The following is a 23,319-nucleotide window of genomic DNA, read 5'->3' as shown; positions in this document are numbered from 1 at the left end:
TCACGCGATCGAGCCGCCCGGCTTGCCCACTCAAAGCCCAGGACGCACGCTCAACGGGGCGGCGGGCCGGCGGAGCGCAATGCCTGTGTGTGGGATTTCTTGGCGACACGACGCAGCTGAATGATCCGCGCGGTGCCGACCGCCACGGTCAGCAACCCACCCCCGACGGCGGCCAGCAGAATGGCCACCCCGAGCGGCAGGCTCCAATGCCAGCCCAAGAAGGTGAAGGGGGTGGAGGCGGTGTTCTGCGCGATGAAGACCAGCAACAGGATCAGGATCAAGAAGCCGGCGATCAACGACGACCACAGGGCGCCGGCTCGGGTCAGTGTGGACGCCGGGTCCTTGGCGGTCACACGAGGTCTGGGAGCCGAGGGCGGCTGTTCACGCGGGCCTGAGGGGTTGCTGGTCATAATGTCATCTTCTTCCCATCCCGCCCGGAATGAAACCAAGCTACGCGGAAAACGCGCATGAGGCGGGATTGCGGCACCCTGATCGTGCTCAAGATAGTGTCACCGGCATGGGGATGCTGCGGCGCACGCGTCGCGCGACACTTGCCGCGGCGGTCTGCCTGGTGACGGCATGCCCGGTGGCGGCGTGCGGCAACGCCGACCCGTTCGGGTCGTCAAATGGCACCATCAAGTCGATCGTCGTCGGCTCCGGCGACTTCCCGGAATCGCAGATCGTCGCGGAAATCTATGCGCAGGCGTTGCAGGCCAACGGTTTCGACGTCGGGCGGCGACTGGGTATCGGCAGCCGCGAAACCTACATACCGGCGCTCAAAGACCATTCCATCGACCTGGTACCGGAGTACATCGGCAACCTGCTGCTGTACTTTCAGCCAGACTCCACGGCGACCATGCTGGATGCGGTCGAATTGGAGCTCTACAAGCGGTTGCCCGGCGATCTGTCGATCTTGACGCCGTCACCGGCCTCCGATACCGACACCGTCACCGTCACCAAGGTGACCGCCACCAAATGGAACCTGACGACCATCGCCGATCTCGCGGCGCATTCTGCCGAGGTGAAGTTTGCGGCGCCGTCGGTATTCCAGACCCGGCCGGCCGGGCTGCCCGGCCTGCGCCAGAAGTACGGACTCGACATCGCGCCAGCCAATTTCATGACCATCAACGACGGCGGCGGCGCGGTGACCGTGCGGGCGCTGGTCGACGGGACCGTCACCGCCGCCAACATCTTCAGCACCTCGCCGGCGATCCGGCAGAACAACCTGGTGGTCCTGGCGGACCCGGAACACAACTTCTTGGCCGGCAACATTGTGCCGCTGGTCAATTCGCAGAAGAAATCGGATCGCCTCAAGGATGTCCTGGACGCGGTTTCGGCGAAGCTGACGACCGAAGGCATGGCCGAACTCAATGCCGCGGTGTCGGGCAACGACGGCGTAGATCCCGACCAGGCGGCACGGAAATGGTTGCGCGACAACGGCTTCGACCACCCCATCCAGCCATGATCAGCTTCGACGAAGTCGCCAAGGTGTACGCCGACGGCACCACCGCCCTGGACCGGTTGAGCCTCGAAGTCCCTCAAGGCAGGCTTACCGTCTTCGTCGGCCCGTCCGGCTGCGGCAAGACCACCGCACTGCGGATGATCAACCGGATGGTCGAGCCGACCTCGGGCACCGTCACCGTCAACGGCACCGACGTGGCAGGCGTCAACCCGGTGCGGTTGCGGCTCGGCATCGGCTACGTCATCCAGAACGCGGGATTGATGCCGCACCAACGGGTAATCGACAACGTCGCGACGGTGCCCGTGCTCAAGGGACAGTCGCGCCGGGCCGCCCGCAAAGCCGCCTATCAGGTGCTCGAGCGGGTCGGGCTGAGTCCCAGGGTCGCCACCCGTTACCCGGCGCAGCTCTCCGGCGGCGAGCAACAGCGCGTCGGAGTGGCACGCGCGCTCGCGGCCGACCCGCCGATCCTGTTGATGGACGAGCCGTTCTCGGCCGTCGACCCCGTGGTCCGCCACGACCTACAGAATGAAATCCTGCGCCTGCAAAGCGAATTGCACAAAACCGTCGTCTTCGTCACACACGACATCGACGAGGCGTTCAAACTCGGCGACGTGGTGGCGGTGTTCGCGCCCGGCGGCCGCCTGCAGCAGTGCGACGAGCCGGCCAAGCTACTTTCACGCCCGGCCAACGATTTCGTGTCGAAATTCATCGGTCTCGGCCGCGGCTATCGGTTGCTGCAGCTCATCGACGGCGCCGGACTTCCGCTGCACGACATCACCTGCGTGACCGCAAACACCGTGCACGACAAGCCACTGCCGGATGGCTGGGAGCTGGTGGTCGACGACGGCCGCGCGCCGTTGGGCTGGATAGACGCCGACGGTCTGCGCCGCCACCGAAACGGCGCGGCGTTGCCGGATGTCATGACGGTCGTCGGCTCGGTGTTCCGCCCCCACGGAAACCTCAGCCAGGCGCTTGATGCGGCGCTGTCGTCGCCGTCGTCGATGGGTGTCGCCGTCGACGGTGGCGGCAAGGTGATCGGCGCCGTACTGGCCGACGACGTGCTGGCCGCGGTGACACGTCGACGGCAGGGCTGAGGCGTGCGTTATCTGCTGACCCACCTCGACACCGCCTGGGTGCTGACCGTGATCCACCTGCGGCTGTCGCTGATTCCGGTGCTGATCGGGATGGCGATCGCGGTGCCCCTGGGGTTGGCGGTGCAACACGCGCCGGTGCTGCGGCGATTGACCACGGCAGCGGCCAGCATTGTGTTCACCATCCCGTCGCTGGCGCTGTTCGTGGCGTTGCCGCTGATCATCAAAACGCGCATCCTCGATGAGGCCAACGTCATCGTCGCGCTGACCGCCTATACGACGGCACTGTTAGTGCGGACCGTGCTCGAGGCGCTGGATGCCGTGCCGGCACCGGTGCGGGACGCGGCCGTCGCGGTCGGCTACTCACCGATCCGCCGAATGATCAAAGTCGAACTGCCGCTGTCGATCCCGGTATTGGTAGCGGGGCTGCGGGTGGTCGTCGTGACCAACATCGCGATGGTTTCGGTGGGCTCGGTGATCGGCATCGGCGGCCTGGGCACCTGGTTCACGGCGGGTTACCAGACCGACAAGAGCGACCAGATCGTGGCCGGCATCATCGCGATGTTCGCCCTGGCCGTCGTCATCGACATGCTGCTCAGCCTGGCCGGCCGGCTGGCCACGCCGTGGGAGCGCGCGTCAGCCAGCCGTCGCCGGATCAGATCCAGCATCGTCGGCGGTAGCCGATGAAAGCGACGAACTTCCTCGAGCAAACGTGGTCCTACATCTCCACGGCGGCCAACTGGACCGGACCAGACGGGCTGGCTGCGCGGACCCTGGAGCACCTGGAATACACCGCGCTGGCCGTGGCCGCCGCGGCGGTGATCGCCGTCCCGATCGGAATGCTCATCGGGCACACCGGACGCGGCCAGGTGCTGGTGGTCGGCGTGGTCAACGGGTTGCGCGCGTTGCCGACCCTGGGTGTGCTCCTGCTGGGGGTGCTGGTGTTCGGGCTGGGCATCGGCCCGCCGATCGCGGCCCTGATGCTGCTGGGCATTCCGTCGCTGCTGGCCGGCACGTATGCGGGCATCGCCGGAGTCGACCCGCTGGTAGTCGATGCCGCACGGGCGATGGGGATGACGGAACCGCGGGTGCTGCTGCGTGTCGAGCTGCCCAATGCGATGCCGCTGCTGCTCGGCGGGCTGCGCAGCGCGACACTGCAAGTGGTCGCCACCGCGACGGTGGCCGCCTACGCCAGTCTGGGCGGGCTGGGCCGCTACCTGATCGACGGGATCAAGGAGCGCCAGTTCCACATCGCACTGGTCGGTGCGGTGATGGTGGCCGCGCTGGCGTTGCTCCTCGACGGGGTGCTGGCCTTGGCGGTATGGGCGTCTGCGCCGGGAACCGGTCGCCTGCGTAAGCCTGTAGCCAGGCCAAATCGCGAAATTGACGTCTCAGTTAGCTCCAATTCCGCCGCGGTTGCCGGACACGTCCTACGGTAGGAGTGTGAACTCCGCTCCCTCTGATCCGGCCCGGCGCGTCTGGTCGGCGATGTTGACTTGGCGCGCCCAGGACGTCTCACGCATGGAATCGGTACGAATCCAGGTGTCCGGCAAGCGAATCAGGGCCAACGGCCGCATCGTGGCGGCGGCCACCGCAACAAATCCGGCCTTCGGTGCCTACTACGACTTGCAGACCGACGAGTCCGGCGCCACCAAGCGGTTCGGGCTGACCGTCACGCTGGCCGAGCGGGAACGGCAGCTTGCTATCGCCCGCGACGAGGAGAACATGTGGCTGGTGACCGACCACCAGGGCGAGCGGCGCGCGGCGTACAACGGTGCGCTCGACGTCGACTTGGTGTTCAGCCCGTTCTTCAACGCCCTGCCGATCCGCCGCCTGGGTATCCACGAGAAGGCCGAGTCGCTGGCCTTGCCGATGGTCTATGTCAACGTCCCCGAGATGACCGTCGACGCGGCCACCGTCAGCTACACCAGCGAGGGACGTCTGGACGCGATCAAGCTCCGGTCACCGGTCGCCGATACCAGCGTGACCGTCGACGCCGAAGGGTTCATTGTGGACTATCCAGGATTGGCAGAGCGGATCTGATCACCCCGCCCGCCCGGCCCGCGGCGGCCAGTTGCTCGCGCCATCTCTCGGCGCCGATCACCACCGTGACGATGTCGGACCGCGGGAAGCTTTCGTAGCGGGTGCGTGCGGCGTTGCCGGCGTCGACCAGGTCGGCCACCGAGCCGTGGCCGGCCAGCGAATCGCGGGCGCGGCCCAGCAACTCGATGACCCGGTCGGTGACCGGCACCAATTGGCCGGTATTGGCTTCACACATCGCGCGCACCAGGTCCGGGGCGGTGCCGGCGACTCGGGTTGCGTCCCGGAAAGAACCCGCGGCCAGCGCAAAAGCCAGCGGGACCTCGCTGGCGGTGACCGCCAGCGCCTCGGCAAGCAGATGCGGCAGATGGGAGATGGCGGCCGCGGCGGCGTCGTGCTCGTCGGATTTGGCGGGCACCACCACCGCCCCGCAGTCCAGTGCCAACGTCATCACCATCGACCACACCTGAGGATCGACATGGTCGTCCACGGCGATCACCCAGGGGGCTCGGGTGAACAGCCCCCCATGGCCGGCCACCCAGCCCGAGTGGGCGGTGCCCGTCATCGGGTGACCGCCCACAAAGCGGGCCTGCAGACCGGCGGCGGCGACCTCTTCGAGCACCGCGCATTTGACGCTGGTGACGTCGGTCAGCGGACAGTTGGGGGCCGACTCACGGATGTGGGCGAGCATGTTGGGCAATGCCGGCATCGGAACCGCCAGCACGATCAACGCTTCGACGTCCGCGGCCCGAGTCAGCGTCGCGGAAAGATCGGTGCTGGCGTCGAATCCTTCGGCCCGGGCGCCGTGGGCTCCCTCCACCGACCGGTTGTAGCCGAAAACCTCGCGGCCGGCCGCTGCCGTTGCTCGCATGATCGAGCCGCCGATCAGCCCCAGCCCGAGTACGCACACGGGTGTCGTCTGCACAGTCCCAAGGTTGGCACACTTGTCCGGTCGGTGCCTGGTTCCATCTGATGCTGGCCACCGGTGTCGCAGCGGGGCCGTCTGGTCACGGGCCTGGTCAGCGACTAGCGTAAGCGGCCATGGGAGCACAACGGGCCTCCGCGCCGGGCCCGTCCGCCGACGCGCCGGACGGTTTCGGCGTTGCCGTCGTGCGTGAAGAGGGCAAATGGCGCTGCGCGGCGATGGGTCGGAAAGCGCTGACCAGCCTGGCGGCCGCCGAGACGGAACTGCGGGAACTGCGCAGCTCCGGTGCCGTCTTCGGGCTGCTCGACATCGACGACGAGTTCTTCATCATCCTGCGCCCTGCACCCTCGGGGACGCGTCTGCTGCTGTCGGACGCCACCGCGGCACTGGACTACGACATCGCCGCCGAGGCATTGGACAGCCTGGACGCCGAGATCGATCCCGACGACCTCGAGGACGCCGAGCCGTTCGAGGAGGGCGACCTCGGCCTGCTGGCCGACATCGGCCTGCCCGAAGCGGTGCTCGGGGTCATCCTCGACGAGACCGACCTCTACGCCGACGAGCAGCTCGGGCGCATCGCCCGGGAGATGGGCTTCGCCGAGCAACTGTCGGCGCTGATCGACCGCCTCGGTCGGTGACCGCTGACCGCGTCGGTGGCCGCTGACGAAGAGCTGATCCGTGCCGCGTTGGCGGTCGCCGCGACGGCGGGTCCGCGTGATGTGCCCATCGGCGCGGTCGTCGTGGGCGCTGACGGAACAGAACTTTCCCGTGCGGTCAATGCCCGTGAGGCGCTGGGCGATCCGACCGCGCACGCCGAGATCCTCGCCCTGCGCGCGGCGGCGGCCGTGCTCGGTGACGGCTGGCGGCTGGAGGGGACGACGCTGGCAGTCACCGTGGAACCGTGCACCATGTGCGCGGGTGCGCTGGTGCTGGCGCGGGTCGCTCGCCTGGTGTTCGGCGCCTGGGAACCCAAGACGGGAGCGGTCGGGTCGCTATGGGATGTGGTCCGCGACCGCCGGCTCAACCATCGGCCGCAGGTGCGGGGCGGAGTGCTCGCCGCGGACTGCGCCGCACCGCTGGAGGGGTTTTTCGCCCGCCAGCGATTGGGGTGACCGGCCACCCGTTCGGTAAGCTGCTCGACGGTGGCGTGTCCGAGCGGCCTAAGGAGCACGCCTCGAAAGCGTGTGACGGCTAACACCGTCCGAGGGTTCAAATCCCTCCGCCACCGCCCTTACCGTTCAGGTATCAGCAGGTCAAGGCATATCTGGGTGGTTGCTGGCGCACTATCCTGACGAGCGAAACGGGTCACAATGGCCACACCAGCATCACCGAGCTGGCACGCATGCGAGTCGGAAAAGCGCTATCACGGGTGATAGCGCTTTCAACAATCGCCTGTGGTCAGCTGCGCCCCGGTCCGTCATCAATGCGTCAGGGTAGCCAAATCGCTGACGCAGCGGCCATGCCGCCGCGACTAGCCGCCACTCACCAGTAGCGGAAGCGAGATCGCTCCGGCACCGCCGGTCACCACGATCACCCAGCGGCCGTCGACCGGTAGCGTCACCTCGATGCCGAAGATCGCGAAGCCGACCTCGGCGGCGGTGGCGGCCTCGGGCAGCTCGAAGGGCAGGTGCAGCGGCTCGCCGTCGGTGGGAGGCCAGATCTCGACATCGACTCGCCGGTCCGGGTTACCGGTCTCGGTCTGCGTCAGCACCACGAGCAGAAACTGCGCCAACCGGTCGGCGTCGAGGGCATAGCGGAACAAGACGCCGCCGGAGACGTTGAGCTTGTTGTCCACCGCCGACGCTGCTTCGGCCAGGAAGGCCCCCACGATCATCCCGCCGAACCTATCGCCGCCGTCTCGGCCGGTCTCAGCCCGCGCCGTAGGGCTGCGGTTGCTGGGGCTGCGGCTGCGGCCCGCCGTAACCGAGCTGCGAGGCGGTGTAACGGGCGGCGTCGGTGACCGGCACGGCCTGCACCGCGGTGCCGTAGGCGCAGATCTCGGTCCACACGTCACCCAGTTCGGTGGTGTCGAATCGCATCCCGATGATCGCGTTACCGCCCTTGTTGCGCGCCTCGTTCATCAGCCGGACCATCGCCTCGTTGCGGCTCTCGGCCAGATTCTTGGTCATGCCCTGCAGCTCCCCGCCGAACATCGACTTGAAGCCGGCACCTATCTGCGAGAAGGCATTTCGTGATCGCACGGTGAGTCCGAAGACCTCTCCACAGACGCGTTGGATCTCCCAGCCGGGAATGTCATTGGTAGTGACAACGAGCACCGCACAACCTTTCCTGCCGAAATGAGCGCCGGCCTGGCCTCCGGTGCAGGGTACCGTTTCGTCGCCGCGCCTGGCGCTTCAGCGCAGCTTTCGGCCGTATTCGTCGGTCACGCTGCCGGTGAACATCATGATCGCGTCGACAAAGGTCCAGACCACAACACCAACCAAGATCGGGAAACCGACGAAGCAGAACATGGTCAGGACGATGCCGAGCAGGCCAAGGCTCAGCTGTGTGACGGCTATCGGAATCGATCCGATGTAGAAACGGCCGATGCCGAGGAAGCCGAAGAACAGCTGCAAGAGTCCGGCAGTCACAGCAGACTTGTCGGACAAAGGCACGCCGCTGGCGGCATCGTGCCCATAAGGCGCGTACGGGTTCCCCGCCGGGTGGTAGCCGGGGAAACCGGGGTAGGGGTAAGCCGGGTTGGCGGGCTGCGGCTGACCCGGATAGCCCCACTGGGAAGGAACATGGGGATTCGGCGGTGGTCCGTAGCCATGCGGCTGTTCGCCCCAAGGCGGCCCGCTGGATGGGTCTCGAGGTTGGTTCGGTATCGACATCACTGCCCCCCATTTCCTATCGCGGACCTCAAAGCTACCGGGCGGCCGGGCACGCACCGCCGCATGCTGGTCGACCTGCCTGTGCTACGGCGGCGCAGCACCGGCTACCGTCTGAGGCACATATCGATCGACTCCGATCGACGCGTGGGAGTGGGGACCCGGTGGACCTTACGGGCGGTGACACCCAGGACATCGACTTCGACGATCTGACGTCACCCACGCTGAGCGATGTCCAGCGCCAGGTGCTGAACTTCACCGAGTCGCGGCCCGTCGAACTCGACATCGACCGGATGCTGGCCGAAGCGATCGACCAGGCAGGAGCCGACGACCTGGACGACACCGACGGCTTCGGCGACCGGCTGGCCGCGCACGTGGCGGCCATCGACGGCGACACCGGCCTGACCCAGCTCACCCGCGGCACCTTGCGGCAACGAGTGATTCGACTGCTGCGCAACCGCTTGTCGTTGACCGACCTGATCAAGCGGTATCCCGAGATCGAATCGATCCCGATCGAGAAGCCCTTCATCGTGGTCGGGATGCCGCGATCGGGCACCACCCACCTGGTCAACCTCATCGCCGCCGATCCACGCCGGCGCGCACTGCCGTACTGGGAAAGCCAGGAACCCATCCCGGCCCGCGGCCAGGGCCCCGACATCTTCGGAGTAGACCCTCGCTACGCCCGAGCCAAGCACGAGCATGACGCACTCATGGTCACCGCGCCGGTGGTGGCCGCCATGCATGACCGCTTCCCCGAGGCCATCGAAGAGGAGGTGGAGCTCCTCGACCTGGATATGGCCTCCTATGTCTTGGAATGGCATGCGCGAGTGCCTGATTGGCGCGACTACTATCTGGGACTCGACCAACACCGTCATTACGCCTACCTGAAAAAAGTGTTGCGGGCATTGACGTTCTTGCGAGGCCCCCGCACCTGGGTGCTCAAGAGCCCGCAGCATTGCGAGCAACTGGGCCCCATGATGGCGACCTTCCCCGACGCGACCGTCGTTTTCACCCACCGCGACCCCGTCGCGGTGATCCAGTCGGCGGTCACCATGATGGCCTACTCGGACCGGCTGCGCCGCAACAGCATCGACGCCGACTGGCTGCTGGACTACTGGACTGACCGAGTGCACCGGCTGCTGCGCGCCTGCGTGCGCGACCGCGCCCTGGTGCCGCCCGAGCGCAGCATCGACGTCGGCTTCCACCGGCTCAACGGCAACGAAATGCCCTTGCTCGCAGAACTTTACCGGCGCGGTGGAGTCGAATTGACTCCCGAGGTACGCGGACGCTTTCAGCAGTACCTGGGCGGCAATCCGCGCGGCAAGCACGGACGAATCCGCTACGACCTGCACCGCCACTTCGGCATCTCGGCCGAGCGCCTGCGCGAACGGTTCGGCTTCTATATCGACAGATTCGACGTCCACGCCGAGTCCTGACCCGACGAAGGAGAACGCAGCGATGTTCGAACCGGTTTATCTCAGCCGGCCCGGCGCCGACGAGATTCGCCCGGCGGCCGCCGAACGGGCCGAGGAGTTCGCGCCGGGTCTGTGGTGCTCGCCGGGCCTGTCGAATGCCTACTTGCTGACCACCGGGGACGGCCGGGTGATAGTCAACACCGGCATGGGTTTCGAGGGGCCGGTGCACCGCGCCAACTTCGATGCCGTCGACAACTCGCCGGTACGCTACATCATCCTCACCCAGGGTCACGTCGACCATGTCGGCGGTCTGGACAGCGTCCGTGATCCCGATACTGTCGTTGTCGCGCAAGAGAATTGGACCCTATGGCGCGACGACAACGAACGCCTCATCCGGTACCGGGCCAGCCGCAGCGCCTTCGCCTTCAAAGACACGCTGATGACCGGCATCGAAGCGATTCAACGCCGCCTGGGCACCACCCGCCTGCCCGCGCAGAGCGTCCCGGCCGTCGATCTGGACTTCGAGGACAGCCTCGCGCTGGAGGTCGGTGGCCGGCGGATCGAACTGCTGGCGGTTCCGGGCGGAGAAACCACCGACTCACTCGTGGTGTGGCTGCCTGACGAACGAATATGCCTGTGCGGCAACACCTTCGGCCCGGTGTTCGGGCACGTGCCCAACCTCGTCACCATACGCGGTGACCGCTACCGAGACGCCCTGACAGCCATCTCCTCGATCGAGCGGGTCCGCGACCTGCAACCCGAACTCCTGGTGACCGGTCACTTCGCGCCCATCACCGGCGCCGAACGCATCAATGCCGAGCTGACCCGGCTGCGCAACGCCATCCAGTACATCCACGACCAGACCGTTGCCGGGATGAACGCCGGAAAGGACGTCGCGACGCTGATGCGTGAGATCAGCGTGCCGCCGGAATACGACGTGGGCCAAGGCTACGGAAAGGTCGCCTGGGACGTGCGGGCGATCTGGGAGAACTACTCGGGCTGGTTTCATCATCGCTCGACGACCGAGCTCTACCCTGTCGGCTTCGACGCCGTCGCGGCAGACGTGGTCGAACTGGCCGGCGCCGACACCCTCCTGGATAGGGCGCGCGCGCACCTGGCCGCCGGCCGGCCGGTGCACGCCATCCACCTCGCCGAGTTGGTGCCCGACGATCAGGCGCGCGCAGTGCTCAGACAAGCCCACCAGACACTGCTGGCCGAGAGTACGAACTTCTGGGAAAGCGCATGGCTCAAGCATCAGATAGCGAGCAACTCATGACCGCGCGGGTGAGTTTCGACTTCACCGGGACCACCGCCCTGATCACCGGCGGCACCAGCGGAATCGGACACGCGATCGCGACGCTGTTCCGCGATGCCGGGGCCGAGGTCGCGGTCACCGGAACCAGGCCGGCCGCGGCCGAGTACGAGACAGACCTGTCGGGCATGACGTATCACCGGCTGCACCTGGTCGATGCCGATTCGGTGGACCAGCTGGCTCAGCGTTTCCCCCGACTGGACGTGCTGGTCAACAACGCCGGCGCGAACTTCCCCGGCGGGCTCGACGAAACCAAGCCGGATGGGTTCGACACGTCGGTGACTCTCAACCTGACCGGTCCCTACCGATTAACCGTGGGACTTCGCCGCGCATTGAAGGCGTCGACGGCGTCCGGGGGTGCCAGCGTGGTCAACATGGCATCCATGTCCGCGCTGCGAGCGGTGCCGCTGGTACCCGGCTACGGCGCCGCCAAGGCGGGGATCATCTCGATCACCAGGAATCTCGCGGTCAAGTGGGCCCCGATGGGAATCCGGGTGAACGCGGTGGCACCGGGCACCATCGATACCCCGATGACCGCACCGATGCACATCGCACCCGAGTTGGTGGCGGCGGAATTGGCTCATATTCCGTTGCGACGTTTCGGATCGGTCAGCGAGATCGCGCCCATAGTCGCCTTCTTGTGCACCGAGCACAGCAGCTACACCACCGGCGCCGTCTTCGTCGTCGACGGCGCCTCGGACTGCGTCTGATTGTCGATGCAGCCGGCCGGCGAGGCGCGGCCGCCGGAGCAGTCGCTCACCGGCACCGAGCTGCGCTGAGCGCCCCGTGTCGGCCTAGAAGCCGAACGACGGTGGCATCTCGCTGACCAGTACCGGGAGCGAGATCGCTCCGGTGTCGGCGGTCACGACCAACACCCAACGGCCGTCGACGGGCAAGCGCAGCTGGATCTCGAAGAAGGCGAACCCGGGAAACTCGGCGACCGCCGCTTCGGGCACTTCGAACTGCAGGCGTATCGCCTCGGCATCCGCGGGAGGCCTTGCCTCGATGTTGAGCTGGCGGTCGTCGGAACTGCCCGGCTCCGACTGCGTGAGCACCACCAAGACAAACCGGGCCAACCGGTCCGGACCGACCGCAAATCGCGACAGCACGCCGCCCTGCACGTTGAGTTTGTTGTCCACCACGGCGGCGGCGTCGGCCAGGAAGGCACCCGTAAGTATCACGCCGCTGAACCTAACACGCAGCCAGTGAACCCGAGGGGCCAATCTGGCCCTTGACGGCGATCGCCCATGTCGGTGCCGGCCCCGTTGGCCCGCGAAATTTTTTGGGGTGCAGGTGAACCGAAACGGTGCTAAGACCGTGGATTATGCGGAGGTTGGGCGCAGACGTGCGGCACGCCGCCACGAACGTTATCCGGCCCCCGCCGCTTTCGAGGGCCGCTTTCGAGGGCGGCTTTCGAGCCGTGGCGATGCCAAGGCTCACCGAACAGTGGGCCACGGAGTTGTTAGGCAGGGCCGATTTTCGAGATTTGCATATGAAAACTATTCCTTAGTACTACTATCGCTACTGACATCGTTTAAAGCCCCGGTTACCTCGTCGCTGACCACCACTGACTGGCGCTATACAGGAGAAACACATGCAGTCGATGTCTATCGATCCGGCAGCCGCCGACATCGGTGCGCAGGTTGCCGACAACGCCTCCCAAGGACTGCAGGCCGGTGCGACGGCATCGACCCCGCTGACCTCGCTGCTGCCCGCAGGTGCCGACGAAGTCTCGGCCCAGGCGGTGGCCGCGTTCACGGCGGAGGCCGCTCAGCTGCTGGCTCTCAATCAAGCGGCGCAAGAAGAGCTGCGCCGGGCCGGAGAGGCCTTCGCCGACATCGCGCGGATGTACACCGATGTCGACACCACCGCGGCCACCAGCCTGACCGGCGTGGGACTGCTGCCCGGCTTCCGGATGGCGGCCGGGTAGCCGCAGCACGGCATACCGGTCGCGGCTTCGCGGATCCACGGCCGGAAAGCGCGATACTGGGCAGGTGTCTGAACGCCAGCCTGACCGCAACGTGCTCGGCGGCTCCCTGCAACCGTGCGGTACCGACCCGCTGACCGGCTTCTATCGAGACGGCTGCTGTTCCACCGGGCCAGAAGACCTGGGCCGGCACACCATCTGCGCCGTCGTGACCGCCGAATTCCTCGAGCATCAGCGCTCGATCGGCAACGACCTGTCGACGCCCGTTCCCGAGTACCGCTTTCCCGGGCTGCTGCCGGGCGATCGCTGGTGTGTGACCGCGATGAATTGGCTACGGGCCCACCATGATGGCTGCGCCGCTCCAGTGGTACTGGCCGCCACCCACGAGCGCACCCTCGAGGTGGTCGCGCTCGAGACGCTGAAAGAGCACTCCGTCGACGTGCCCGACGACCTGACCGACTTGTAGCGCGCTTCCGGCCGCTGCGCTTGTCGGGCCGTGTCCAGATTGCCGCCAGGGTTGTGGCCGCTTGAATCCAATGCCTTGCCGGCCGGCAACGTCGTTACCGTGGCACCGAGGCCTTGTGTCGATGTGGTCCAGACCACAAACGCCTGTCCTCAAGTGTCAAAATATTGTCCCCTGCTGTCAAGACGCGACGCTGCGATGTGCGGCAAGGTGTGTTCGACGGTTCAGCCACCTCCCCTCGGACGGTGAGGTCCGCGGGGCAGATCCCATCCGAACAGGACACCCACATGGAATCCAGCAGCATCGAGCACGTCGACGTGTTGATAGTTGGTGCCGGTATCTCGGGCATCGGCGCTGCTTACTACCTGCGGACAATGCAGCCGGCCAAGACGTTCGCCATCGTGGAGGCCCGCGGCGATATCGGCGGGACATGGGACCTGTTCCGGTATCCGGGAATTCGGTCGGACTCCGATCTGCACACGTTCAGCTACGAGTTCAAGGCGTGGGAGAACGACAAGGCAATCGCCAGTTCGGACGCCATCATGTCCTACCTTCGCCAGGCGGTGGCCGAGAACGGCATCGGAACGGCGATCCGGTTCGGGCACAAGGTGATCGAGGCGGCCTGGTCCAGCCGTGACGCACGCTGGCTAGTGCAGATCGAGCGCTTGCGCGATGGTCAGGCTTGCGGCGAACGGGTGACCATGAGTTGCGGATGGTTCTTCTGCGCCAGCGGCTACTACCGCTACGACGCGGGCTATACGCCGGAATTTCCCGGCCGGCAACGGTTTAGCGGGCAGATCGTGCACCCCCAGCACTGGCCCGAAGACCTGGACTACCGCGGTAAGCGGGTGGTGATCATCGGCAGCGGCGCAACCGCGGTCACCCTGGTGCCGGCCATGGCCGAGTCCGCCGGACACGTGACCATGTTGCAGCGTTCGCCGACCTACGTGGTCCCGGTGCCGTCGAAGGACCGCATCGCCAACACCTTGCCCAAGCTGGTCGGCCGCGACCGTGCCTACGCCCTCACCCGCAAGAAGAACGTCGCCAAGCAGCGACTCGTCTGGCGGTTCTGCCAGCAGTATCCGCAGGCCGCCCGGCGGCTGATCCGTCACCTCAACGCACGGCAATTGCCGGCCGGGTATCCGGTCGACGAGCACTTCCGGCCGGCGTACAACCCGTGGGACCAACGGCTGTGCGCAGTGCCCGACGCCGATATGTTCCGGGCCATCCGCGAGGGCCGGGCTTCGGTGGTCACCGAACGGATCGACACCTTCACCGAGCGCGGGATCCGCCTGGCGTCCGGCCGGGAGCTGGAGGCCGACATCGTGGTCACCGCAACGGGTTTGAACCTGTTGGCGTTCGGCGGGATCAAGCTCTCGGTGGACGGCACCGCCGTCGACGTCTCGGAAAAGGTGGCGTTCAAGAGCTTTCTGCTCAGCGACGTCCCCAACTTCGCCTACATGTTCGGCTACACCAACTCGTCGTGGACGCTCAAGGTCGGGCTGGTATGTGAGCACTTCTGCCGGCTGCTGGCCCACATGGACGCCAACGGACACGATGTCTGCTGCCCGCAGGTGCCCGGGGCAATGTCGACCCGGCCGTTCCTGGACTTGTCCGCCGGCTACGTCCGGCGGGCGGTGGCCCAGTTCCCGCACCAGGGCACCGAAGGACCATGGCAGGTCTGCATGGACTACCAGGCGGACCGAAAAATGTTGCGCGAGGGCCCGGTCGACGATGACCACCTGCGCTTCACCACGTCGGCCGGCGCCGACACGTCCGAGTTGGCCTTGACGGGCTGACCGGCCGCTAACCGGCCCAGGGGCCATGAGGGGAGTACACGTATGGAACTGATGTCACCGGTCGACGCGTTGTTTCTGGCCGCGGAGTCGCGCGAGCATCCGCTGCACGTCGGGGCGCTGCAGCTGTTTCAGCCGCCTGCGGGCGCCGGCCGGGCATTCGTGCGCGAGACCCACCGGACGATGCTCGAATGCCAAGACATAGCACCGCTTTTCCGCAAGCGGCCGAGTTCCTTGCATGGCTCGATCGCCAACGTTGGCTGGTCCACCGACAACGACGTCGACCTCGGCTACCACGTGCGACGCTCCGCCTTGCCGGCGCCGGGCCGGGTGCGCGAGCTGTTGGAGCTCACCTCGAGGCTGCACGCCAACCTCCTCGATCGCCATCGGCCGCTGTGGGAAACACACGTGATCGAAGGCCTCAAGGATGGGCGGTTTGCGATCTACTCGAAGATGCATCACGCGCTGATCGACGGCGTATCCGGACTCACCCTGATGCGGCAGTCACTTTCGGCCGATCGCGACGACGCCGACTTCCGGGCGGCGTGGTCACCCGCGCCCATGCGCTCGCCTCGCGGCCGGCAGCGCCCCGGGCGGTTGCACCGGCTCGGTGGAATGCTGGCATCCGTTGGTGGGCTTGCCCCGTCGACGCTTCGGTTGGCCCGTTCCGCGTTGCTGGAACAGCAGCTGACATTGCCCTTCGGGACGCCGCGCACCATGCTCAATGTCGCCGTCGGCGGAGCGCGGCGCTGCGCGGCCCAGTCCTGGGAGTTGGACCGGGTCAAGTCGGTCAAAGACGCTGCCGGAGTGAGCCTTAACGACGTCGTGCTGGCGATGTGCGCCGGCGCGCTGCGGGCCTACCTCGATGACAACGACGCGCTGCCGGAGGCGCCGCTGGTGGCGATGGTGCCGGTAAGCCTTCGCAACGATCACGACTCGGTGGGTGGAAATATGGTCGGGGCGGTGTTGTGCAACCTGGCTACCCACCTCGACGACCCGGCCGACCGTCTGGACGTCATTCATGCGTCGATGCGCGACAACAAGAAAGTCCTGTCACAGCTGCCTCGGGCGCAAGCGATGGCGCTGTCACTGCTGCTGTTGAGCCCGGCCGCGCTCAATACCCTGCCCGGCCTGACCAAGATGACTCCGCCGCCGTTCAACGTGTGCATCTCGAACGTGCCCGGCGTGCGCGAGCCGCGATACTGCAACGGCGCCAAAATGGTCGGCAACTACCCGATGTCCCTCGTGCTCGACGGTCAAGCGCTCAACATCACTTTGACCAGTACCGCCGACAGTCTGGACTTCGGACTCGTGGGCTGCCGCCGCAGCGTCCCGCACCTGCAGCGGGTGCTCGGACACCTGGAGACCTCGCTGAAGGAACTGGAGCGCGCAGTCGGCCTCTGACAACCCTGGCCAGCCCCGAAACTTCCGTCACTGCGACACAACGAATTTCGCTTACCCACGGGCAATTGCCGTCCGGTCGGGCCTGTTCCGACGAGAACCGCGCGAGCGGGCGGCCCGTTGCCGGCCCCACCGGCCGTGCAGCCGAAGAATCAATTTGACGTGCGCGAAACCTACGACACCGTAGCCTATTTCAACAGTTGACAAGGGTTATAGTTCGTGAGATTTATATTCGGTCGTATGTGCCGCGCCGGTAGATCAGGCGCCTCGGAAGGAGTATCGGTAATGACGCTGCGAGTGGTGCCCGAAGGTCTGGCGGCGGCCAGCGCGGCGGTGGAGGCGTTGACGGCTCGGCTCGCGGCCGCGCAGGCGGCCGCCGCACCGTTGATCACCGCGGTAGTACCGCCGGCGGCGGATCCGGTGTCGCTGCAAACCGCGGCGGGGTTCAGCGGTCAGGGCGTCGAGCACGCGGCGATCGTGGCGGAAGGGGTCGAAGAACTCGGCCGGTCCGGTGTCGGTGTCGGTGAGGCCGGCGTCAGTTACGCGGTTGGTGACGCCGCAGCGGCGGCCACGTACCTGGCGTCCGGCGGTTTGCAGTGACGGCTCCGGTCTGGATCGCCTCTCCACCGGAGGTGCATTCGTCGTTGCTGAGCAGCGGTCCGGGCCCCGGGCCGCTGCTCGTGGCCGCCGCATCCTGGACGTCGATCAGCGCCGAATACGCTTCGGTGGCAGAAGAACTCACGGCATTGCTGGGCGGGGTTCAGATCGGGGCGTGGCGGGGGCCGAGCGCCGAAGTATTTGCGGCAGCACACGTCCCCTACCTGGCATGGCTGTTGCGGGCCAGCGCCGACAGCGCCGGGGTGGCCGCCCAGCACGAGGTGGCGGCGACCGCCTATACCGGCGCGCTGGCGGCGATGCCGACATTGCCGGAGTTGGCTGCCAACCACGCCGTACACGCGGTATTGCTGGCGACGAATTTCTTCGGCATCAATACGATCCCGATCGCTCTCAATGAGGGCGACTATCTGCGGATGTGGATCCAGGCTGCCACCGCGATGAGCATCTACCACGCGGCTGTCGACACGGCGTTGGCGTCGGTGCCGCATGCCACGCCCGCCCCGCCGCTGGTCAAGCCCGGCGTCGGCAGCGCCGGCGACGCCGCTGCCACATCGGTCCAATCCGCCGTGGGGGATATCCCGTGGAACTTGATTTGGGCGCTCCTGAAGGAGGTTGCCGAGGCGTATCTGGCCTTCAATGTGTGGGTTTTGAAGGAAGACGCGCTGTTCCTGCAGGACCCGATCGGCAATTTGTGGCAGATGCTCAATGCGTTTTGGACCAATCCGTTCAACGCGCTGCTGCAATGGGGTCCGATGATCTTCGCGCTGGGCTATACCGCGGCCGAAGGCGGAGCGCCGGCAACGACACTGGCGACGGGGCTGATTACCGGGGCGACCAGCGCGCTGCTGGCCGCGCTGCCGCCGGCGCTGGTTCCGGCTGCCACCGCGCTGATGAACGCTGCCGGACTGCCGGTGGCGGCGGCTCCGGCCGTGGTGGGCGCGGTTGCCGCCGGCTCCGTGACGCCCGAACTCGGCACCGCTGCCGTGCCGCCGCCGATCCGATTGGTTTCGGCCGTCGCGACCGCTCCCGCAACGGCGCCGGCCGGCCTGGGTTACTCGGCCCGGGGCGCTGCAGCGTTGGGATTCCCCGGGACCGCCGGCAAGGAGGCCGCCGGAGAGCCAGGCGGTTTGACCAGGTTGGGTGACCAGGAGTCAGGCGATGTGGCAAGGGCCCCGATGCTGCCGGCTACCTGGGACCCGAGTCGGGCGGGGGAGGCGATCATGGCCGGGTGCGTCAGCTAACGACGCGATAGCCGGCCGCGTAACGACCCAAAGTAACCGCACTCACGAAAAGGATGACCATGAGTTTGTTGGATGCCCATATTCCGCAGTTGGTGGCGTCGCAGTCGGCGTTTACGACCAAGGCGGCGTTGATGCGGCACACGATCGGGCAGGCCGAGCAGTCGGCGATGTCGGCGCAGGCGTTTCATCAGGGCGAGTCGGCGGCGGCGTTCCAGGGCGCGCACGCCCGCTTTGTGGAGGCCGCCACCAAGGTCAACGCCTTGTTGGATATCGCGCAGGCCAACCTGGGCGACGCGGCGGGCACCTATGTGGCCGCCGATGCCGCCGCCGCGTCCACCTACACCGGCTTCTGAGCCACACCCTGTCACCCGCAAACCTCGAAAGGACTTGTGATGTCGCAGATCATGTACAACTACCCGGCCATGCTCGGCCATGCCGGGGACATGTCCGGCTATGCCGGCACCCTGCACAGCCTGGGCGCCGATGTCGCCAACGAGCAGGCCGCGCTGTCGAATGCCTGGCAGGGTGACACCGGGATGACCTACCAGGGCTGGCAGACCCACTGGAACCAGGCCATGGCGGACCTGATGCGGGCCTATCAGTCGATGGCCAGCACGCACGAATCCAACACTTTGGCCATGAACGCTCGCGACGCGGCCGAGGCCGCCAAGTGGGGGTAACTGGCCGTAATCCGTTGCGGTGATGGTGGACACGGTTAACCGGCTGCGGCGGGCAGTCCGGCCGAGTGCCGGACGGATCATGCTGGCGTCGTTGGCTGTGGTGCCCGCAGTGATGGCCTGCCCGTGGCGGTCGGCGCGCGACCAGTGGGTTCTTGGCGTCGCTGCCATGGTGGTGGTCGTGGTATTCGGTTGGTGGCGTGGACTTCACCTGACACAGATCGTGCGCCGCCGCCTGCTGATGACTCGTCGCCGCCGACGGCCGGAACCCTGGACATCCTTCGACGTCAAGGCAACCGTGTTACTTCGGGTACGGCGACTAAACGCCGAGGCGCCGGGGCTTCCGTTGCCCCTGATCGCCCGGTATCTCAACCGCTACGGCATCCGTGCCGACAAAATCCGAATTACCTCCCACCACAAAGCAACCGGTGTGCGGGAGACCTGGATAGGGCTGACGGTGTCGGCTGCCGACAACCTGGCTGCGCTGCAGGCTCGCTGCGCACGCATCCCGCTGCCGCAGGCCACTGTGGTCGCGGCGCGCCGCCTCGCTAGCCAGCTGCGGGAGCTGGGGTGGGCGGCAGGCATAGTCGGACCCGACGACGTTCCGCCGTTGGCCGCCAGGTCGGCGCGCGAGACCTGGCATGCGGTTGTCCGCGAGATGCCGCACGCCACTGCGGATTATGTCGCGGCGTATCGGATCGACGTCGACCCGATGCTGGCCGACACCCTGGCCGCGGTCTGGACGTATCCGACGTGCGAGACCTGGGCGGCGCTGGAAATCGCCGGCGATGCAAGCAACCCGACGTTGGCCGCCGCGTGCGCCTTTCGTGGCGGCGCCAAGCCCGGTAGCGCCCCGCCGCTGGCCGGCTTGGTTGCGCAACACGGTAACCACCGCGCGGCGCTGATAGCGTTGAATCCGTTGTCGACACGGCGGCTCGACGGCCACACCAGGCTGACCGGGGACCTCCTCGGCCGGCTGAAATGGCCCACATCGATGAATCCGATGGCCGACAACCGATCCGCGCGGGAGCCGCTCAGGCCCGCGCGAATGCCGGTAAGCGGGTCCGGTTTCGGTAGGCTGCCGGCCCCGCCCCGAACCAGCGTTTGCAGGAGCGCGTCAACACGCTCTGCTCGGCATAGCCCAATTCCGTGGTTAGGTGCGACAAGCTGATACCCGTCGTGCGCAGGTAGCGGTCGGCGGTGTCTTTGCGGACCTGGTCGACCAGCACCGCGAAGGTAGTGCCTTCGTGGGCAAGCCTGCGCTGCAACGTTTTCGGATGCAGGTGGAATTGCTCGGCCACCAAGTCGAGGGTCGCCGCCCCGGTGGGCAGCAGTTGGCGAACGATGGCGCGTACCGATTCCACAATCCCGGCGCCCAGTGGGGTGATGCTGCTCAGGTAGTCGACCACTGCGCGGTGGGCGACGTCGTCTCGGTTCAACGGCCGGCTCAGGTCCGCGGTGCGCACGGTGAATCCGCTCCTGCGTTCGGCGAAGTACGGCGTGCAGCCGAAATACTGCGCGTAGTCGGCCGGTGCGGTAACGGGGTCGTGGGATACGTGCACCGCCAGCGGGGCGTAGTCGGCGCCCATCAGCAGGCGTAACACCCCGAGCGAGACGCCCAACGCCAGTTCCAGCGTCTGCGGACAGGGAATCGCTTCGTCGAGGAGGAACTGGATTCCGATGAATGACCGCTGTGCATCGGCCGACGAGGTGATCTGTATGCGGATAACCGGGCTGTACGCCGACATGAAGGTGTTGAAGATCGACAGGGCGTCGGCCACCGTCGCGGCAGTTCGAGCGGCCACGCCCACCGGCCCCAGGATCTCGATACTCTGTCGCCGGGCCAACCTGCGCCCGAAATCCGGTGTGGCCGTTGCCTCTGCGGCCGATTCCATTGCCCTGATCGCCGCTCGGAATGGTATGAACGCGTCGTAGTTGCCTACATCTCGGTCCCGGATACCCACTGCCCGCAGCAGGCTCGCCGGGTCACCGCCCAACTCGGCGACCAGCTTCGGGTAGTTGGACAACCCGGTCCCACGCACCACGGACATGCCGTTGACCCTCAGCGGACGGCGCCGCTGTGTCAAGTGCCCGAGAATCCAAGACGCTGACGGGCCATGTGGAAGCAAACTGCGCAGGCGGCTAGCGTCGGTGGATAATGCTTCGACCGGACTTGCCGGCGGCAATCGGCAGAGCCCAGGAGGTGTTTCATCGAAAATCCATCCACGCCCGGGGAGACCGCCCCGTCGGGCGACTGTAACCCATAAAGTCGAATCCAATCGCGACCAGCTGCAAGGGACCCCAGACCATGCGTGAATTCAATGTTGCCGCCGATTTCACCGTCGCCGACACCGACCACATCGCCGGCAGTGTGTACGCACATGAGCGCGACGACCCCGATCACGTGATCTTCCAGCGCCTGGTCAACGGCGTGTGGACCGACGTGACCTGTGCAGAGGCCGCTCAGCAGATCCGTACCACGGCACTGGGTTTGATCGCCGAGAACGTGAATGCCGGTGATCGAGTCGCGATTTTGTCGGCCACCCGCTACGAGTGGGTGATCCTTGACTACGCGATCCTTTCGGTGGGCGCGGTCACCGTCCCGATCTACGACACCTCCTCGGCCGAGCAGGTGCGCTGGGTACTGGAGGATTCCGGGGCCGTGCTGGCGATCGCCGAGACCGACGCCCACGCCCAGGTGATCAAGGAACTCAGCGACGAGCTGCCGAGCCTGCGCAAAATTTTGCAGCTCGAGTCGAGCGGCCCGACGGCCCTCGACGAGCTGGCCGAGGCCGGCAGGGCAGTGGATGTCGGCCAACTCGACCAACGGCTGGCGTCGTTGCGGGCTGCCGACCCCGCGACGCTGATTTACACCTCGGGCACGACGGGCCGCCCGAAGGGCTGCCAGCTGACCCACTCGAATCTGCTGTACGAGGCGCGCGGCGCGGCGTCGTGCTTTCCGACGCTGCTGCGCAAGGGTGAACGGCTGCTGGTCTTCCTGCCGCTGGCGCATGTGCTGGCGCGTTCACTGTCCATGTCGGCATTCGCCAACAAGGTCACGATCGGCTACACCAGCGATATCAAGAACCTGGTGTCCACGTTGGCCGTGTTCCAGCCAACGGTGGTGGTGTCGGTGCCCCGGGTATTCGAAAAGGTCTATAACACAGCTGAATTGAAGGCCCAGGATAGCGGCAGGGGCAAGATCTTCGACGCCGCCGCTCGCACCGCGATCGAATGGAGCACGGCCCTGGACACAGGCGGTCCGCGTTTGCTGTTGCGGGCCAAACACGCGCTGTTCGACCGGCTGGTGTACGGCAAGCTACGCGCTGCGCTCGGCGGCAACTGCCATGCCGCGGTATCCGGGGGAGCGCCGTTGGGCAAACGGCTGTGCCACTTCTACCGCGGTGTCGGGGTGACCATCTACGAGGGCTACGGGCTCACCGAGACCAGTGCCGCGATCACCGTGAACCGGATCGGCGAAGAGCGGGTCGGCACGGTCGGCAAGTTGTTGCCCGGCAACAGCATGGCGATCGCCAATGACGGCGAGGTGCTGGTGCGCGGCGGCGTGGTGTTCACCGGCTACTGGCATAACGAGAAGGCCACTGCCGAGGCGATCGTCAACGGGTGGTTCCACACCGGGGACCTCGGGTCGGTCGACGCCGACGGCTTCTTGTCGATCGTCGGCCGCAAGAAGGAGATCATCGTGACCGCCGGCGGCAAGAACGTCGCGCCGGCTGTCCTCGAAGACCAGTTGCGCGCGCACCCGCTGGTCAGCCAGGCCATGGTGGTCGGGGACAACAGGCCGTACGTGGCCGCGCTGATAGCGATCGACCCGGAAGGGTTCGACGTGTGGAAGCAGCACCACGGTAAGGACGCGACGGCGTCGGTGGCCGATCTGGTCGACGACTCCGATCTGGCCGGCGAGATCGACCAGGCGGTCAAGCAAGCCAATCAGGCTGTTTCCCAAGCCGAATCGATCCGGCGGTTTCGCATTCTGCCGGTCGACTTCACGGTCTTGACCGGTGAGCTGACACCGACGCTGAAGGTGAAACGCAATGTGGTGGCGCAACGTTTCGCCGCCGAGATCGAGTCCTTGTACAGCAAGCGCTGACCGGAGCGG

At 66.5% G+C, this 23,319-nt stretch carries 26 protein-coding genes, 1 tRNA gene and 1 pseudogene; 21 read left to right on the top strand and 7 right to left on the bottom strand.

The window, feature by feature from the left end:
• Nucleotides 1-50: 50 nt before the first annotated feature.
• Nucleotides 51-410 (bottom strand): LapA family protein, encoded by a 360-nt coding sequence (locus MKAN_RS13220; RefSeq protein WP_036445764.1) that lies wholly within the window; start codon nucleotides 408-410, stop codon nucleotides 51-53.
• Nucleotides 411-517: 107 nt separating this feature from the next.
• Here MKAN_RS13220 and MKAN_RS13215 point away from each other — a divergent pair, with 107 nt between their 5' ends.
• Genes MKAN_RS13215 through MKAN_RS13195 form a run of 5 tightly spaced genes read left to right on the top strand, consistent with a single transcriptional unit; the run spans nucleotide 518 to nucleotide 4,596 of the window.
• A complete protein-coding gene (locus tag MKAN_RS13215; RefSeq protein WP_023368802.1) occupies nucleotides 518-1,465 on the top strand; it encodes an ABC transporter substrate-binding protein in 948 nt (315 codons plus the stop codon).
• Nucleotides 1,462-2,556, top strand: coding sequence for an ABC transporter ATP-binding protein (locus tag MKAN_RS13210; RefSeq protein ID WP_023368801.1), 1,095 nt, complete (start codon nucleotides 1,462-1,464; stop codon nucleotides 2,554-2,556). The genes MKAN_RS13215 and MKAN_RS13210 overlap by 4 nt, the downstream gene beginning before the upstream one ends.
• A gap of 3 nt (nucleotides 2,557-2,559) precedes the next feature.
• Nucleotides 2,560-3,240: an ABC transporter permease gene (locus tag MKAN_RS13205; RefSeq protein ID WP_023368800.1), complete on the top strand. Its 681-nt coding sequence runs from the start codon at nucleotides 2,560-2,562 to the stop codon at nucleotides 3,238-3,240.
• The gene (locus tag MKAN_RS13200; protein WP_023368799.1) at nucleotides 3,237-3,992 is read left to right on the top strand and encodes an ABC transporter permease; all 756 of its coding nucleotides are present in this window, start codon (nucleotides 3,237-3,239) and stop codon (nucleotides 3,990-3,992) included. Before MKAN_RS13205 ends, MKAN_RS13200 begins: the two co-directional genes overlap by 4 nt.
• A gap of 4 nt (nucleotides 3,993-3,996) precedes the next feature.
• Complete coding sequence (locus tag MKAN_RS13195) at nucleotides 3,997-4,596, top strand: putative glycolipid-binding domain-containing protein (RefSeq protein ID WP_023368798.1); 600 nt, start codon at nucleotides 3,997-3,999, stop codon at nucleotides 4,594-4,596.
• On the opposite strand, the gene MKAN_RS13190 is transcribed toward MKAN_RS13195, so the two are convergent.
• Entirely contained in the window at nucleotides 4,559-5,503 is a 945-nt protein-coding gene (locus MKAN_RS13190) for a prephenate dehydrogenase (RefSeq protein ID WP_036445779.1), read from the bottom strand. The two genes, MKAN_RS13195 and MKAN_RS13190, sit on opposite strands and share 38 nt — an antisense overlap.
• 131 nt (nucleotides 5,504-5,634) lie before the next feature.
• Between MKAN_RS13190 and MKAN_RS13185 the strand changes: the two genes are divergently transcribed.
• From MKAN_RS13185 to MKAN_RS13175, 3 genes are all read left to right on the top strand, one after another.
• The gene (locus MKAN_RS13185; RefSeq protein ID WP_023368796.1) at nucleotides 5,635-6,156 is read left to right on the top strand and encodes a tRNA adenosine deaminase-associated protein; all 522 of its coding nucleotides are present in this window, start codon (nucleotides 5,635-5,637) and stop codon (nucleotides 6,154-6,156) included.
• A 15-nt stretch (nucleotides 6,157-6,171) separates the two neighbouring features.
• A complete protein-coding gene (locus tag MKAN_RS13180) occupies nucleotides 6,172-6,630 on the top strand; it encodes a nucleoside deaminase (RefSeq protein ID WP_023368795.1) in 459 nt (152 codons plus the stop codon).
• Between the two features lie 29 nt (nucleotides 6,631-6,659).
• Nucleotides 6,660-6,746, top strand: a tRNA-Ser gene (locus tag MKAN_RS13175).
• 243 nt (nucleotides 6,747-6,989) lie between these two features.
• On the opposite strand, the gene MKAN_RS13170 is transcribed toward MKAN_RS13175, so the two are convergent.
• The 3 genes from MKAN_RS13170 to MKAN_RS13160 all read right to left on the bottom strand — a co-directional run bounded on the left by MKAN_RS13170 (nucleotide 6,990) and on the right by MKAN_RS13160 (nucleotide 8,409).
• The gene (locus MKAN_RS13170) at nucleotides 6,990-7,352 is read right to left on the bottom strand and encodes a hypothetical protein (protein WP_023368794.1); all 363 of its coding nucleotides are present in this window, start codon (nucleotides 7,350-7,352) and stop codon (nucleotides 6,990-6,992) included.
• Nucleotides 7,353-7,386: 34 nt separating this feature from the next.
• The gene (locus tag MKAN_RS13165) at nucleotides 7,387-7,794 is read right to left on the bottom strand and encodes a YbjQ family protein (RefSeq protein WP_023368793.1); all 408 of its coding nucleotides are present in this window, start codon (nucleotides 7,792-7,794) and stop codon (nucleotides 7,387-7,389) included.
• A gap of 78 nt (nucleotides 7,795-7,872) precedes the next feature.
• Entirely contained in the window at nucleotides 7,873-8,409 is a 537-nt protein-coding gene (locus tag MKAN_RS13160) for an NINE protein (protein ID WP_225722896.1), read from the bottom strand.
• A gap of 104 nt (nucleotides 8,410-8,513) precedes the next feature.
• Between MKAN_RS13160 and MKAN_RS13155 the strand changes: the two genes are divergently transcribed.
• The 3 genes from MKAN_RS13155 to MKAN_RS13145 are packed head-to-tail and all read left to right on the top strand — an operon-like array spanning nucleotide 8,514 to nucleotide 11,786.
• On the top strand, nucleotides 8,514-9,785 hold the full coding sequence (locus MKAN_RS13155) for a sulfotransferase family protein (RefSeq protein WP_023368791.1): 1,272 nt from the start codon (nucleotides 8,514-8,516) through the stop codon (nucleotides 9,783-9,785).
• Nucleotides 9,786-9,807: 22 nt separating this feature from the next.
• The gene (locus MKAN_RS13150; protein ID WP_023368790.1) at nucleotides 9,808-11,040 is read left to right on the top strand and encodes an MBL fold metallo-hydrolase; all 1,233 of its coding nucleotides are present in this window, start codon (nucleotides 9,808-9,810) and stop codon (nucleotides 11,038-11,040) included.
• The gene (locus tag MKAN_RS13145) at nucleotides 11,037-11,786 is read left to right on the top strand and encodes an SDR family NAD(P)-dependent oxidoreductase (RefSeq protein ID WP_023368789.1); all 750 of its coding nucleotides are present in this window, start codon (nucleotides 11,037-11,039) and stop codon (nucleotides 11,784-11,786) included. The genes MKAN_RS13150 and MKAN_RS13145 overlap by 4 nt, the downstream gene beginning before the upstream one ends.
• 84 nt (nucleotides 11,787-11,870) lie before the next feature.
• On the opposite strand, the gene MKAN_RS13140 is transcribed toward MKAN_RS13145, so the two are convergent.
• On the bottom strand, nucleotides 11,871-12,257 hold the full coding sequence (locus MKAN_RS13140; protein WP_023368788.1) for a hypothetical protein: 387 nt from the start codon (nucleotides 12,255-12,257) through the stop codon (nucleotides 11,871-11,873).
• Between the two features lie 413 nt (nucleotides 12,258-12,670).
• On the opposite strand from MKAN_RS13140, the gene MKAN_RS13135 reads away from it, so the two are divergent.
• The 9 genes and pseudogenes from MKAN_RS13135 to eccE all read left to right on the top strand — a co-directional run.
• Complete coding sequence (locus MKAN_RS13135; RefSeq protein ID WP_023368787.1) at nucleotides 12,671-13,006, top strand: PE family protein; 336 nt, start codon at nucleotides 12,671-12,673, stop codon at nucleotides 13,004-13,006.
• A gap of 91 nt (nucleotides 13,007-13,097) precedes the next feature.
• Nucleotides 13,098-13,469: a DUF2237 family protein gene (locus tag MKAN_RS13130; protein ID WP_036445778.1), complete on the top strand. Its 372-nt coding sequence runs from the start codon at nucleotides 13,098-13,100 to the stop codon at nucleotides 13,467-13,469.
• A gap of 284 nt (nucleotides 13,470-13,753) precedes the next feature.
• Complete coding sequence (locus MKAN_RS13125; RefSeq protein WP_036445777.1) at nucleotides 13,754-15,265, top strand: flavin-containing monooxygenase; 1,512 nt, start codon at nucleotides 13,754-13,756, stop codon at nucleotides 15,263-15,265.
• 51 nt (nucleotides 15,266-15,316) lie between these two features.
• Nucleotides 15,317-16,666, top strand: coding sequence for a WS/DGAT/MGAT family O-acyltransferase (locus MKAN_RS13120; protein ID WP_099185022.1), 1,350 nt, complete (start codon nucleotides 15,317-15,319; stop codon nucleotides 16,664-16,666).
• Between the two features lie 282 nt (nucleotides 16,667-16,948).
• The gene (locus MKAN_RS13115; protein ID WP_023368783.1) at nucleotides 16,949-17,263 is read left to right on the top strand and encodes a PE family protein; all 315 of its coding nucleotides are present in this window, start codon (nucleotides 16,949-16,951) and stop codon (nucleotides 17,261-17,263) included.
• Nucleotides 17,260-18,522: a PPE family protein gene (locus tag MKAN_RS13110; RefSeq protein WP_023368782.1), complete on the top strand. Its 1,263-nt coding sequence runs from the start codon at nucleotides 17,260-17,262 to the stop codon at nucleotides 18,520-18,522. Before MKAN_RS13115 ends, MKAN_RS13110 begins: the two co-directional genes overlap by 4 nt.
• Nucleotides 18,523-18,581: 59 nt before the next feature.
• Nucleotides 18,582-18,875 carry a type VII secretion system protein EsxG gene (esxG, locus tag MKAN_RS13105; RefSeq protein ID WP_036448340.1) on the top strand — a complete coding sequence of 98 codons (294 nt, stop codon included), beginning with the start codon at nucleotides 18,582-18,584 and terminating at the stop codon, nucleotides 18,873-18,875.
• 39 nt (nucleotides 18,876-18,914) lie between these two features.
• The gene (locus MKAN_RS13100) at nucleotides 18,915-19,202 is read left to right on the top strand and encodes a WXG100 family type VII secretion target (protein ID WP_023368780.1); all 288 of its coding nucleotides are present in this window, start codon (nucleotides 18,915-18,917) and stop codon (nucleotides 19,200-19,202) included.
• Nucleotides 19,203-19,224: 22 nt separating this feature from the next.
• Nucleotides 19,225-20,211 (top strand): annotated as a pseudogene (gene eccE, locus MKAN_RS29665) (type VII secretion protein EccE); the annotation flags it as partial.
• 22 nt (nucleotides 20,212-20,233) lie between these two features.
• Here the strand turns inward: eccE and MKAN_RS31990 are convergent.
• Entirely contained in the window at nucleotides 20,234-21,250 is a 1,017-nt protein-coding gene (locus tag MKAN_RS31990; protein ID WP_023368778.1) for an AraC family transcriptional regulator, read from the bottom strand.
• 257 nt (nucleotides 21,251-21,507) lie between these two features.
• Here MKAN_RS31990 and MKAN_RS13085 point away from each other — a divergent pair, with 257 nt between their 5' ends.
• Complete coding sequence (locus MKAN_RS13085; RefSeq protein ID WP_023368777.1) at nucleotides 21,508-23,310, top strand: AMP-dependent synthetase/ligase; 1,803 nt, start codon at nucleotides 21,508-21,510, stop codon at nucleotides 23,308-23,310.
• The last annotated feature ends 9 nt before the right edge of the window (nucleotides 23,311-23,319 follow it).

Origin of the sequence: Mycobacterium kansasii ATCC 12478, assembly GCF_000157895.3 — a bacterium.
Classification (GTDB): Bacteria; Actinomycetota; Actinomycetes; order Mycobacteriales; family Mycobacteriaceae; genus Mycobacterium; species Mycobacterium kansasii.
Note: the sequence above shows the minus strand (reverse complement) of the source record. Positions and strands in the feature narration are given on the sequence as shown.

What these genes read in the sequence shown, in the direction of transcription:
- MKAN_RS13220 (WP_036445764.1), bottom strand. Translation starts at nt 410, where the DNA reads ATGACCAGCAACCCCTCAGGCCCGCGTGAACAGCCGCCCTCGGCTCCC.
- MKAN_RS13215 (WP_023368802.1), top strand. Translation starts at nt 518, where the DNA reads ATGGGGATGCTGCGGCGCACGCGTCGCGCGACACTTGCCGCGGCGGTC.
- MKAN_RS13210 (WP_023368801.1), top strand. Translation starts at nt 1,462, where the DNA reads ATGATCAGCTTCGACGAAGTCGCCAAGGTGTACGCCGACGGCACCACC.
- MKAN_RS13200 (WP_023368799.1), top strand. Translation starts at nt 3,237, where the DNA reads ATGAAAGCGACGAACTTCCTCGAGCAAACGTGGTCCTACATCTCCACG.
- MKAN_RS13185 (WP_023368796.1), top strand. Translation starts at nt 5,635, where the DNA reads ATGGGAGCACAACGGGCCTCCGCGCCGGGCCCGTCCGCCGACGCGCCG.
- MKAN_RS13170 (WP_023368794.1), bottom strand. Translation starts at nt 7,352, where the DNA reads ATGATCGTGGGGGCCTTCCTGGCCGAAGCAGCGTCGGCGGTGGACAAC.
- MKAN_RS13150 (WP_023368790.1), top strand. Translation starts at nt 9,808, where the DNA reads ATGTTCGAACCGGTTTATCTCAGCCGGCCCGGCGCCGACGAGATTCGC.
- MKAN_RS13145 (WP_023368789.1), top strand. Translation starts at nt 11,037, where the DNA reads ATGACCGCGCGGGTGAGTTTCGACTTCACCGGGACCACCGCCCTGATC.
- MKAN_RS13135 (WP_023368787.1), top strand. Translation starts at nt 12,671, where the DNA reads ATGCAGTCGATGTCTATCGATCCGGCAGCCGCCGACATCGGTGCGCAG.
- MKAN_RS13125 (WP_036445777.1), top strand. Translation starts at nt 13,754, where the DNA reads ATGGAATCCAGCAGCATCGAGCACGTCGACGTGTTGATAGTTGGTGCC.
- MKAN_RS13120 (WP_099185022.1), top strand. Translation starts at nt 15,317, where the DNA reads ATGTCACCGGTCGACGCGTTGTTTCTGGCCGCGGAGTCGCGCGAGCAT.
- MKAN_RS13115 (WP_023368783.1), top strand. Translation starts at nt 16,949, where the DNA reads ATGACGCTGCGAGTGGTGCCCGAAGGTCTGGCGGCGGCCAGCGCGGCG.
- esxG (WP_036448340.1), top strand. Translation starts at nt 18,582, where the DNA reads ATGAGTTTGTTGGATGCCCATATTCCGCAGTTGGTGGCGTCGCAGTCG.
- MKAN_RS13100 (WP_023368780.1), top strand. Translation starts at nt 18,915, where the DNA reads ATGTCGCAGATCATGTACAACTACCCGGCCATGCTCGGCCATGCCGGG.
- MKAN_RS31990 (WP_023368778.1), bottom strand. Translation starts at nt 21,250, where the DNA reads ATGTCCGTGGTGCGTGGGACCGGGTTGTCCAACTACCCGAAGCTGGTC.
- MKAN_RS13085 (WP_023368777.1), top strand. Translation starts at nt 21,508, where the DNA reads ATGCGTGAATTCAATGTTGCCGCCGATTTCACCGTCGCCGACACCGAC.